The organism is Urechidicola sp. KH5 (assembly GCF_054661455.1).
In genome coordinates this window covers 215,785-227,999 of sequence record NZ_BAAFSW010000004.1, presented here as the reverse complement: position 1 = coordinate 227,999, position 12,215 = coordinate 215,785, and the positions used below count along the sequence as shown (strand labels likewise).

The 12,215-nt window shown below is 34.4% G+C and carries 9 protein-coding genes; 7 read left to right on the top strand and 2 right to left on the bottom strand.

From position 1 onward, the window contains the following. Entirely contained in the window at positions 1-1,212 is a 1,212-nt protein-coding gene (locus ACYQ5R_RS12070; RefSeq protein WP_460191211.1) for an exo-beta-N-acetylmuramidase NamZ family protein, read from the top strand. Positions 1,213-1,262: 50 nt separating this feature from the next. Here the strand turns inward: ACYQ5R_RS12070 and ACYQ5R_RS12065 are convergent, their stop codons facing one another. Next, complete coding sequence (locus ACYQ5R_RS12065) at positions 1,263-1,763, bottom strand: YkgJ family cysteine cluster protein (protein ID WP_460191210.1); 501 nt, start codon at positions 1,761-1,763, stop codon at positions 1,263-1,265. Between the two features lie 79 nt (positions 1,764-1,842). Here ACYQ5R_RS12065 and argS point away from each other — a divergent pair, with 79 nt between their 5' ends. Both argS and lpdA read left to right on the top strand, forming a co-directional pair. Further along, a complete protein-coding gene (gene argS, locus ACYQ5R_RS12060) occupies positions 1,843-3,612 on the top strand; it encodes an arginine--tRNA ligase (RefSeq protein ID WP_460191209.1) in 1,770 nt (589 codons plus the stop codon). A 144-nt stretch (positions 3,613-3,756) separates the two neighbouring features. Then, entirely contained in the window at positions 3,757-5,145 is a 1,389-nt protein-coding gene (lpdA, locus tag ACYQ5R_RS12055) for a dihydrolipoyl dehydrogenase (RefSeq protein WP_460191208.1), read from the top strand. Positions 5,146-5,292: 147 nt separating this feature from the next. On the opposite strand, the gene bshC is transcribed toward lpdA, so the two are convergent. Then, a complete protein-coding gene (gene bshC / locus ACYQ5R_RS12050) occupies positions 5,293-6,888 on the bottom strand; it encodes a bacillithiol biosynthesis cysteine-adding enzyme BshC (RefSeq protein WP_460191207.1) in 1,596 nt (531 codons plus the stop codon). A gap of 156 nt (positions 6,889-7,044) precedes the next feature. Here bshC and ACYQ5R_RS12045 point away from each other — a divergent pair, with 156 nt between their 5' ends. From ACYQ5R_RS12045 to ACYQ5R_RS12030, 4 genes are all read left to right on the top strand, one after another. After that, entirely contained in the window at positions 7,045-9,522 is a 2,478-nt protein-coding gene (locus tag ACYQ5R_RS12045; RefSeq protein WP_460191206.1) for a M14 family metallopeptidase, read from the top strand. Positions 9,523-9,529: 7 nt separating this feature from the next. Further along, positions 9,530-10,471 (top strand): aldo/keto reductase, encoded by a 942-nt coding sequence (locus tag ACYQ5R_RS12040; protein ID WP_460191205.1) that lies wholly within the window; start codon positions 9,530-9,532, stop codon positions 10,469-10,471. A 61-nt stretch (positions 10,472-10,532) separates the two neighbouring features. Next, positions 10,533-10,964: a hypothetical protein gene (locus ACYQ5R_RS12035; RefSeq protein ID WP_460191204.1), complete on the top strand. Its 432-nt coding sequence runs from the start codon at positions 10,533-10,535 to the stop codon at positions 10,962-10,964. A gap of 55 nt (positions 10,965-11,019) precedes the next feature. Next, the gene (locus tag ACYQ5R_RS12030) at positions 11,020-12,213 is read left to right on the top strand and encodes a retropepsin-like aspartic protease (protein ID WP_460191203.1); all 1,194 of its coding nucleotides are present in this window, start codon (positions 11,020-11,022) and stop codon (positions 12,211-12,213) included. The last annotated feature ends 2 nt before the right edge of the window (positions 12,214-12,215 follow it).

Genomic DNA, 12,215 nt, shown 5'->3' with positions numbered 1-12,215 from the left:
ATGCTTCAAGTTCGATTCAAAAATACATATTTATTACAAGTTTTTTTCATTTTATGTTGGTCTATATCCTGCACTACAGAGGCCAAAACGAATACTAGAAAAATTGAGGTTGGGGCCAATCAAACTGCGAGTTATCTTCCTCTCTTAAAAGGAAAAAAAGTAGGTGTTATTGCCAATCAAACTTCTGTAATTTTTAAAGAAGATAATAGCTATACACATCTAGTGGATTCATTGCTCAGCTTAGCTATTGATATAAAAAAAGTATTTTCTCCAGAGCACGGTTTTAGAGGTAAAGCTGATGCGGCAGAGCTTGTCGCAGATGGTAATGATATAAAAACTGGATTACCAATCGTTTCTTTATACGGTAAAAACAAAAAACCAACTGCCGAACAATTATCTGGGTTAGACCTTGTGGTTTTTGATATTCAAGATGTTGGCGTACGTTTTTACACATATATCTCTACCATGCATTATGTTATGGAGGCCTGTGCAGAAAATAACATACCCATAATTGTTTTAGATAGACCGAACCCTAATGGACACTACGTAGATGGCCCTATTTTGAATATGGAATTTAGAAGTTTTGTTGGTATGCATCCAGTGCCACTAGTATACGGAATGACCATCGGCGAATATGCACAAATGATTAATGGAGAACATTGGTTAAAGAACAATGCAGTGTGCGAACTCACTGTAATTCGACTTAAAAATTACGAGCATAGCAGCAGTTATAGCCTACCCATTAGGCCTTCACCAAACTTACCTAATGACAAAAGCATTAACCTTTATCCTAGCCTAGGCTTTTTTGAAGGAACTCCCGTAAATGCAGGAAGAGGAACAGAATTTCAATTCCAACGGTATGGTTCACCAGATTTCCCAACCTCTGATTTCACCTACACACCTCAACCTAATTTTGGCTCAAAATATCCCAAACATAAAGGTAGAATATGTAATGGTATAGATTTATCAAGTGAGCCAAATCAATCTAAAGTAAATTTAAAATGGGTCGTTGATGCCTATCAAAAATCGAAAGACAAAAATGCCTTTTTTGGAAATACTTTTACAATTCATGCAGGATCAAAAAAATTAGAAGAACAATTAAAAGATGGGTTAACCGCTGCAGAAATTGAAGCTTCTTGGCAAAGAGACATTGAAGTATTTAGAAAAAAAAGGGAGAAATACATTATCTACAATTACCAAAACAAAGATTAGTTAAATTCAATATTAAATGTATTGCCTCAATAATTGCTATAAACTTTAGTCTATAAGGGCAATTGCTTTTTTAAATTTTCAATGATATTATACGTAGCAGGACAAATATCAATATTATTTAAGGTGAGATTGGTTAACTGTGCGAAACGCCTTCTATTTGTATGAGGGTACTCACCACACGCTTTAGGTCGCACGTCGTAAATAAAACACGTATTATCACTCTCATCTAAAAACGTGCAAGGTGCAGATTGCAATACATAAAAGTCATCTTCATCTCGCTGTAAATAAGTTTTAATAAATTGATGTTCCTTCATACGTAAATGCTTCGCAATACGCTGAATATCCTTCTCTGTAAAAATCGGACTTGTGGTTTTACAGCAATTCGCGCACTCCAAACAATCTGTTTTGGCAAACTCTTCGTCATGCAATTCTTGCATCAAAACATCTAAGCGTTTAAGCTTTTTCTTTTTGAGTTTTTGAAAGTATTTTTTAGTTTCTGCTTTCGACTCTCTCGCCAAATTTGGCAATTCTTCTAAACTGGGTTTAAGCATCTTAGGTTTTGCTTTTAATTACTGTATAATTCAATGCAAATATCGTAAATTTGCACTTCATTATTTTAGACCAACAATCATGCATCAAATTATAGAAGCAGCTGTTAAAAAAGCCATTCTTTCTATTTATAATACCGAGGTTCCATCGGTTGAATTTCAAGCAACACGCAAAGATTTTGAAGGAGATATTACTGTGGTAGTTTTTGCCTTATTAAGATATGTAAAAGGAAACCCTGTTGTTATTGGTAACGAAATTGGTCTATACCTTAAAGAAAATATTGAGACTATTGCTGATTTTAATGTTGTAAAAGGGTTCTTAAATCTCGTGATTTCTGATACCGCTTATACTTCACAATTCAATGAATTATTTAAAAACAATACCTACGGCATCGTTTCAGCAGATGCCGATGCAAAAGCGGTAATGGTTGAATATTCTTCACCTAACACCAATAAACCGCTGCATTTAGGACACATTAGAAATAATTTATTAGGATACTCAGTAGCAGAAATTATTAGAGCTGCAGGTAACAATGTGTACAAAACACAAATTATTAACGATCGTGGAATTCACATTTGTAAAAGCATGCTCGCATGGAAAAAGTATGGGAATGGTGAAACTCCTGATAGCACTGGTCTGAAAGGTGATAAATTGGTTGGAAACTACTACGTAAAATTCGATCAAGAGTACAAAAAAGAAATTGAAGTATTAGTTTCTGAAGGACAAACAGAAGTCGAAGCAAAAAAGAATGCCCCTTCTCTAATAGAAGCTCAGGAAATGCTGCGTTTATGGGAAGCAGGAAATGGTGATGTTGTAAAGCTTTGGAAAACCATGAATCAATGGGTGTATGATGGTTTTGATAGCACGTATGATGAATTAGGCGTTGATTTTGACAAGAACTACTACGAAAGTAATACGTATCTATTGGGTAAAGATGTGATTGCTGACGGCCTAAAACGTGGTGTATTTTTTCAAAAAGAAGATGGTTCGGTTTGGTGCGATCTTACCGAAGATGGTTTAGATGAAAAATTGGTATTGCGTTCAGATGGAACAGCGGTTTACATGACACAAGATATCGGAACAGCCATTGAACGATTTAAAGATTACAATCTAAAAGGATTGACCTACACCGTTGGTAATGAGCAAGATTACCATTTTAAGGTGTTGTTTTTAATCTTGAAAAAGTTAGGCTTTGATTGGGCCGAAAACTTATACCATTTGTCATACGGAATGGTAGACTTACCTTCTGGGAAAATGAAATCGAGAGAAGGTACCGTTGTAGATGCTGATGATTTAATTGTTGAAATGGTAAATACTGCAAGAAGTATTTCAGAGGAACTTGGGAAGCTTGAAGGCTACACAAATAATGAAAAAGAAGCACTTTATAAAACGATTGGTTTAGGTGCCCTTAAGTATTATATTCTAAAAGTAGATCCTAAAAAACGAATTCTTTTTGATCCTAAAGAGTCCATCGATTTTCAAGGAAATACAGGGCCATTCATTCAATATACCTATGCTAGAATACAGTCTATTTTGAGAAAAGCAGACTTCGACTATTCTTTTGAAATTTCTGACATAAAACTTCATGTCAAAGAAAAAGAAGTTATCAAGCTTATTCAGCAGTTTCCAGAAGTTGTACAAAATGCAGCAAACAATCACAGTCCTGCATTAATTGCAAACTACACCTATGATTTGGTTAAAGAATACAATTCTTTTTATCAAAGTGTACCCATTTTAGGAAGCGAAGTTGCACATGAAAAAATATTTAGAACTCAGTTGTCAAAAAAGGTTGGAGAAGTTATAAAATCGGCCTTTAATCTACTGGGAATTGACGTTCCTGAGCGCATGTAAATAAACGCGCAATAAGTCTGAATTATTCATTAAATTTGCACTACGAAAAAAAGGACAACCTTTTACAAAATATATCTCATGAACGAAGAAAATTAATATTTACTAGTTCATGAAACCGAATTAAAAACATTAAAAAAAGAATACATGAAATACGACATCATTGTTATTGGAAGTGGACCAGGTGGATATGTAACTGCTATTAGAGCATCGCAACTTGGGTTTAAAACTGCCGTAGTAGAAAAAGAAAACCTTGGTGGTATCTGTTTAAATTGGGGGTGTATCCCAACCAAAGCGCTTTTAAAAAGTGCACAGGTATATGATTACTTAAAGCATGTTGATGAATACGGTTTAAAAGCCGAAGCTATTGACAAAGATTTCTCTGCTGTAATCAAGCGTAGTCGTGGTGTTGCTGATGGTATGAGTAAAGGTGTTCAATTTTTAATGAAAAAGAACAAAATTGATATTATTGATGGTTTTGGTAAAATTAAACCAGGTAAAAAAGTAGATGTTACTGATGCTGACGGCAACGTTACTGAGTACAGCGCAGGTAACATTATTATTGCAACCGGAGCTCGTAGTCGACAATTACCAAACTTACCACAAGATGGTAAAAAAGTAATTGGATACCGTGAAGCTATGACCTTACCTGAACAACCAAAGAAAATGATTGTTGTAGGTTCTGGAGCAATTGGTGTTGAATTTGCACATTTCTATAACTCAATGGGAACAGAAGTTACTATTGTTGAATTTATGCCAACATTGGTTCCTGTAGAAGACAATGATATTTCTAAGCAGTTTGAACGTTCAATGAAGAAATCTGGCATTAAAGTAATGACAAATTCTTCTGTTGAATCGGTTGACACGTCTGGTGATGGTGTTATTGCAACCGTTAAAACTAAAAAAGGAGAACAAACTTTAGAAGCCGACATTTTATTATCTGCTGTTGGAATTAAATCAAATATTGAAAACATTGGTTTAGAAGATGTAGGTATTGTAGTTGATAGAGATAAAATCTTAGTAAACGATTTCTACCAAACAAATATCCCAGGCTATTATGCGATTGGTGATGTTGTACCTGGTCAAGCATTGGCACATGTTGCATCTGCAGAAGGTATTACTTGTGTTGAAAAATTAGCTGGTTTAGATGTAGAACCAATTGATTACGGCAATATACCAGGATGTACCTATGCAACTCCAGAAATCGCAAGTGTAGGATTCACTGAAGCGAAAGCAAAAGAAGCAGGTTACGAATTAAAAATCGGAAAATTCCCTTTCTCAGCATCAGGTAAAGCAAAAGCAGCAGGAACCCCTGATGGATTTGTAAAAGTTATTTTTGATGCAAAATACGGTGAGTGGTTAGGTTGCCATATGATTGGTGCTGGTGTGACAGATATGATTGCAGAAGCAGTTGTTGCTCGTAAATTAGAAACTACGGGGCACGAAGTATTAAAAGCTGTGCATCCGCACCCAACTATGAGTGAAGCTGTAATGGAAGCCGTAGCTGATGCGTATGATGAAGTAATTCATCTATAATAAAATATATAATTGTCATAAAAATACCGAGCATATGCTCGGTATTTTTATTTTAATATTTCATAAGAATTTTAAAGTTTAAAGATAATTTTGAGGGACTTGCTTTAAAATAGTGTTCTAAAAAAAATCCATTCAAGTTTTAGAAAATTAAAAAGTGACAATGGTAAAATTTAAATCTAATGGTTTTAAAGACTCTTTTAAGGTCAGAATTAAATCAGAACCATATTCTAAATAGTATTCAGAAAAGTTCTTTTGACGCTCTTGTAAACTTTGCTTTGGAAAGAGCTCATCTTGTAAAGTACGAATACGTTCTGCACGGTCTTTATACTTCCGCCTTTCTGCTTTTAACAAACGTTTCTCTAACATATCTAACCCATTCAATTGTTTTTGTTTCTGAGCTTTAACAGCCCCAATAAAGGATTTATCTGTTTTCGCAGCGATGCCTTCTAACATTTCAAAATGACTATCTATTTGTAAACGCTGTTCAGAAAAATCAATAATAACATCTGAATGCTCCGTAATTTTTTTATTCACTAAATCTAGTTGCTTTAAAAACAATTCTTGATAACTGATATTTAGCTTTTCCATTTTTTGTTCCTGTTTTTCAGAAACCAATAATGCACAATTACGCAACAATAGTATTGGAAATGGCACTTTAACCGTGTCAAAAAAGGACTTCAATTCAAACCAATAAGCCAATTCTCCACCACCACCTATATAGCATAAATTTGGTAAAATAACCTCTTGATATAAAGGTCTTAAAATAACATTCGGACTAAATCGCTCTGGGTGAACATGCAACTCATATGCTAATTCTTCCTGATTAAAACGAATATCAGTATTCAATACTTTGTATTCATCGTCTTCAAAAACTATACGCTCTCTTATAGTATCCGTAAGGTAAAACAAGTTTATTGCTCTCGGATTTACCTGAACTTTATAGTTTTTAGAAAAACTAGTGATTGTTTCACTAACTCTCTTATAAGCTAGGCCTTCTTCTAACTCTTGTTTTACATAAGGAGAAAATAAGCGTTTCAATGCAGGGTCATCTCCATCAACAATTACGAGACCGTACGATTTAAAAAGTTCGTTTGCCAAATAACGCGTTGCCTGGGTTAAATTCTCCGCATTCAAATAAGCATCCGTCATCCATTTTACCAATTGTTTGGCATTGTCTGAATTGCCAACCAACTTTGTAAACTCTGCAATCACCAAATCCAAACCTTCTGAATCCAATCTTCCTACTCCTCCAGATGCTTCTCTATTCCAAGCGATTTTCTTTCCTTGATAATTAAAATAATGAATTTCATCGAAGTCGTGATCTTCAGAAGCCATCCAATAGACCGGAACAAAATCGTAAGCAGGATAGTTCTGTTTGAGTTCTTCTGCCAAATTTATGGCCGAAATAATTTTATATAAAAAATACAGTGGACCGGTAAATAAGTTTAATTGATGTCCGGTAGTAACCGTAAACGATGTTGATTTTCGCAACAATTCAATATTCTCTTTGGTACCATCAGAAATTGTTAAATGCGCATATTGATTGCTCAAAGCATCTGCCAAAACATTTCGAGACTCTTCCGACATCCACGATTGTTTTTGTTTGATTTGAGCCTGAAAATTTTTGATATTCGGATATGCACCAGCATAAGGTGAAATTGTATCAGCTTGGTCTAAATAGTCACAAATGGTTTTGGAAAAATATCCTGTGTTTTGGTACGAAATCGAAGTTACTTTGGTCACTAGTTCGTTAATTTTCTCTATTAAGTATTGGTCTTTTTAGCAAAACCAAATCATGCTTTAAAAATACTAAAATAAATACAGTGGTCGTATTTGAGTGTTTATTCTAACAGTTTTTTAACGAAAATAAAGTTATCTTTGGTACTCTAATTTTACTACATGAAAAAACATACTTTCCTCAGTTTTTTATTATTCATTTCAATTCAATTACTTGCGCAAAATATTCAATCGCCTTCTCAATTTTTAGGCTATGAATTAGGAACTCAATTTTCTAGACATCACGAAGTAGTATCCTATTACAAGTATTTAGAAAGTCAAGTAGAAAATTTACAATTACAACAATATGGCACAACGAACGAACGAAGAGGATTGTATCTAGCAATTCTTTCTAGTAACCAGAACATGCAGCAACTCGAAACGATAAGGTTAGACAACTTAAAGCGTACAGGAATGGTTGAAGGTACTGCAAGTACCAACATACCAATTGTTTGGTTGAGTTATAATGTACACGGAAACGAAAGTAGTAGCACAGAGGCTTCTATGCAAACGATTTACGAATTGCTCACTAGTAAAAAGAATCTTTTAGAAAATGCTGTAGTAATTATTGACCCTTGTATTAATCCTGATGGTCGCGATAGGTATGTAAACTGGTACAATCAGGTAAAAAGTTCTCCATATAACAAATCGCAAGATGCTCGCGAACATTCAGAGCCTTGGCCTAGTGGAAGACCAAACCACTACTTATTTGATTTAAATAGAGACTGGGCTTGGGCTACACAAGTTGAAACACAACAACGCTTAGAAGTTTATAATAAATGGATGCCACATGTGCATGTAGATTTTCACGAACAAGGCATTAATAGCCCTTATTATTTTGCTCCGGCTGTTGAGCCTTATCATGAAATAATAACAGATTGGCAACGTGAATTTCAAACACATGTAGGTAAAAACAATGCAAAGTATTTTGATAAAAACGGATGGCTCTATTTTACGAAAGAGAGCTTTGATTTGTTATATCCAAGCTATGGAGACACTTATCCAACATATATGGGTACCATTGGTATGACCTACGAACAAGCGGGGCACGGTAGAGCTGGATTGGGTATTCAAACAGATGAAGGTTTTGAATTGACTTTAAAAGATAGAATTGCACACCATACAACTAGTGGTTTATCTACAGTAGAAACTTCAGTTACACATGCCTCTCAATTATTAAGTGAATTCGAAAATTATTTTGTTAATAAGAACCTCAACTATAAAAGTTATATCTTAAAAAACGATAATCCTGATAAAATTGAAAAATTAAAAGCTTTGTTAGAGCGACACGGTATTGTTTATGGTGCTCCAACTTCTTCAAAAGTATCTGGGTATCATTATGCCACCCAATCAGAAGGAACATTAAATCTAGATAAAAATGACATAGTTATTAGTACGGATCAACCATTAGGTAAAATGGTTAAAGTATTGTTCGAACCGCAAACAAAATTGTCAGATTCTTTAACTTATGACATTACTGCTTGGTCTATTCCATATGCTTATGGCTTAGACGCTATCGCATCGAAAACTAACGTAAAAACTGAAGTTTCAGTTGCACCGACATTCGTGTCAAATACTACGCATACAAATGCTATTGGATACGTTTTTAAATACCGAAGTGTTGCAGATGCGGCCTTTTTAGGAGCAGTGCTGCAACATGATTTATTTGTAAGAAGAGCTGAAAAATCATTTAGTGTAGATGGTACTAATTTCAAGGCTGGAAGTTTACTTGTTTTAAAAAGTGATAATTCACCAGATTATCAAGAAAAAATAGTGACCTTAGCAAATGAGCACAAACAAGCATTAACACCTGTAACTACAGGTTTTGTTAATAGTGGACCTGATTTTGGTTCCTACAGCATGGCTCCTGTTAACAAACAACGAGTTGCCGTTCTAGCCGGAAATTCAGTTTCTTCATTAGCCTTTGGAGAAGTATGGTACTTTTTTGAGCAAGAATTAAAATACCCACTAACAGTTATTGATGCTGACGATTTAGGTTATGCTGAGATGACAGATTATGATGTATTGATTTTACCTAATGGATATTACGGTTCTGTTTTAGATGAAGACACCATGAATTCCTTAAATTCTTGGGTACGCAGTGGAGGAACATTAATAGCTTTAGAAAATGCCTTATCTAGTTTTGCCAATAAAGATGGTGGTGCCTTAAAAACAAAGAAAGATGATAACGACAAATCTAAAGAGGCAGATTTAACACCTTACAGCGATTTAGAGCGCAAGAATGCTGAAAACCTAATAACTGGTGCTATTTATAAAACTAAAGTTGATGCCTCTCACCCATTGGCATTTGGATATAATGGCACCTACTACACCTTAAAGGCGCGTAAAACTAGTTATGATTATCTACAAAAAGGAGGCAATGTTGCCTATACTGATAGTTCCGCAACACCAATCTCTGGATTCGCAGGAACAAAAGCTAAAGAAATGCAGCAAAAAGCCTTATTGTTTGGAGTAGAAAGAAAAGGTAGTGGTGCCATGGTATATATGGTAGACAATCCTCTGTTTAGAGCCTTTTGGGAAAACGGAAAACTTTTTATTGCCAATGCCGTTTTTCAATTTAATAGTGAAGAATTAAGATAATCGATTTATGCATCTCGGACTTGGCACAGCGGCAATAGGGAGACCTACTTATATCAACATAAGAAGCGAGAAAAGCAATGCTCCTTTCGATTTAAATACTTTTAAACAAAGTGGGCTCTCAATTTTAGAAGAAGCTTATGCTCAAGGAATTCGATATTTTGATACGGCTCCTGGTTATGGTATGGCTGAACAACTTATATTAGAGTGGTTACAGCACAATCCAAAAAACGATGTAGAAGTCGCCACCAAATGGGGCTATAAATATGTAGCTAATTTCGACCCTAACGCAACACAACATGAAATCAAAGAACATTCGCTCAAGCTATTAAATGAGCAATGGGACTTTTCAAAGCAATTATTGCCCAACTTAACAACTTTGCAAATTCATTCGGCAACTTTTGATTCTGGGGTTCTAGAAAATAACGAAGTTTTAGCGCGATTGGCTTCGTTAAAAGAAACAAATGATATTCATATTGGACTTACTGCTTCTGGTGCAAACCAGGTAGCAATAGTGCAAAAAGCTTTAGACATTCAGTCAAACGGCAAACAACTATTTGATGTTTACCAACTCACCTATAACATTTTAGATCAATCCATTCTCGCATTGCAATCTGATTTGAAAGATAAGCGAGTGGTAATTAAGGAAGCTTTGGCCAACGGACGCGTTTTTAAAAATTCGAATTATCCGGTATATTTTGAGTTGTACAATACGCTTGAAAATCTGAGTAAAAAATACAATGTAGGTATAGATGCCATCGCATTACAATTTTGTAGTCAAACTATAAATCCTTTTAAAGTTTTAAGTGGCGCATCAAATAAGCAACAACTTCATCAAAATTTAAGAACCACTACATTTCAGCTATCCAATTCTGAAATTAATGCATTATCTAAATATGGAGTAAGCGCCAATTATTATTGGAATGAACGCAAACACTTAACTTGGAATTAAAACTGGAATTCATTTTTGGCACGCTTTTTTATAGGTAGTATTCGAACAAATTAAAACTACCATGAAAACGAAAACCTTACTATTTACCTTACTATTATCAATATTTTTAACCAGTTGTAAAGAATTTGTAGAAGACTGCATATTTTGGTCATCTACTCCTGAATTTAAGCGAGTAGATCTAGAAATTGGCTATGAGGGTATCCCCTATTCCGATTATATCAAGGCTGAAGTTAGAAACGACTCGAACGATGAAGACTACTACTACGATTTCTTCGTTTATGGTGATTTACCTCCTGGTATGGATTTTCAATTCCATCGAAATAGAGTAGTTTTTAATGGTACTCCTACTCAGAAAGGAATATACTCGATTACCATTCAAGTATATGTTTATGCAAATGATTATAGAAATCCGAATGAAGTAGATGCCGACAACTTTTGCTATGATGATAATTTTATTCAAAGAGAATTTGTCTTTGAAATTCGAGAACCATAGTTCATTTAAATTTTCTATATTTTTAAATTGTAAAATCTAGAAGAATATTTTAAAAATGACTAAACGACTACAAATTCTTGTCACACTATTATTGGTACTTGTATTTCATAGCTGCCAAAAAAACTGGGTCGATGCTATAAGAGGTGGTGCCATGGACAAAGACAATTTTAATAGCTCTATAGCTATTGAAATTAAAAATGATTTAATTATTGTTCCGGTGCAAATAGAAAATAATACTTATCAATTTCTGTTAGATACAGGAGCTCCTTTTAGTATTTCAAAAGAATTACAATCTAAATTTCAGTTTAAAACTGTGAGTAAAGGAACCCTACGAGATTCTGATAATAGTACTATTTCAGTTGACTATGTGAGCCTACCCAAAATTTCTTTAAATGATGTTGGCTTTACAGATCAAGTAGCCTTTGTCGCTGATTTCAATAAAAATCCAATTATAGGCTGTTTGGGTATCGATGGAATTATTGGCTCAAACATGATGCGCTATTGCAATTGGAAAATAGATGCTAAAAACAAAATCATTCAAATCAGCAATAGCGAATTTAAATTAAAGAACCACGATTCTATTTCAATGAAATTTACGCCCAATAGGCAGTTTAGTATCAAAATAAACACACCTCTAGGGAAATCAAAAATTTCTAACCTCACATTAGATTACGGTTCTAATGGGGGTATAACAGTGCCTCAAAAAATTTACGATACGCTAGAAAACAGAGCCATTGTAAAAAAGTCTTTCGTGGCTTATGGTTTTGCTAGCAGTGGTTTGGGCGGAAAATTAAAAAAGTTAGATCGCAAATTTAGTCGTGTAGATTCTTTGGCATTAGGCAATGTCATCAGCAATAATGTACCTATTAAAACAGGTAAATCTGGATTGTTAGGTACCGAAGTATTATCAAAACACATTGTAGCTATAAACTGGAGCAGTGAGAGTTTGGCTTTTGAAAAGTACCCCGATTTAAAAGAAGAGGTTTACAAAACCTTTGGCGTTAACGTAGGTGTTCAGAATAACAAACATGTGGTTACTGTAATTGTAAAGGGTTCTCCTGCAGAAAAAGCAGGCATCAAGCCAAATATGGAAGTATTAAATTATGACAGTATAGATTTTACAGCCAGCACCTTTTGTGAGTATATCGATTATTTAGATAGCAACAATGCTGACGAATTACATCTAACCCTTTTAAATGAAAACGGTGAAAAACAATCTTTTGACTTGGTTAAAACCGAAATGTTTTAAAT

What these genes read in the sequence shown, in the direction of transcription:
- ACYQ5R_RS12035 (WP_460191204.1), top strand. Translation starts at nt 10,533, where the DNA reads ATGAAAACGAAAACCTTACTATTTACCTTACTATTATCAATATTTTTA.
- argS (WP_460191209.1), top strand. Translation starts at nt 1,843, where the DNA reads ATGCATCAAATTATAGAAGCAGCTGTTAAAAAAGCCATTCTTTCTATT.
- ACYQ5R_RS12070 (WP_460191211.1), top strand. Translation starts at nt 1, where the DNA reads ATGCTTCAAGTTCGATTCAAAAATACATATTTATTACAAGTTTTTTTC.
- ACYQ5R_RS12040 (WP_460191205.1), top strand. Translation starts at nt 9,530, where the DNA reads ATGCATCTCGGACTTGGCACAGCGGCAATAGGGAGACCTACTTATATC.
- ACYQ5R_RS12045 (WP_460191206.1), top strand. Translation starts at nt 7,045, where the DNA reads ATGAAAAAACATACTTTCCTCAGTTTTTTATTATTCATTTCAATTCAA.
- ACYQ5R_RS12030 (WP_460191203.1), top strand. Translation starts at nt 11,020, where the DNA reads ATGACTAAACGACTACAAATTCTTGTCACACTATTATTGGTACTTGTA.
- ACYQ5R_RS12065 (WP_460191210.1), bottom strand. Translation starts at nt 1,763, where the DNA reads ATGCTTAAACCCAGTTTAGAAGAATTGCCAAATTTGGCGAGAGAGTCG.
- lpdA (WP_460191208.1), top strand. Translation starts at nt 3,757, where the DNA reads ATGAAATACGACATCATTGTTATTGGAAGTGGACCAGGTGGATATGTA.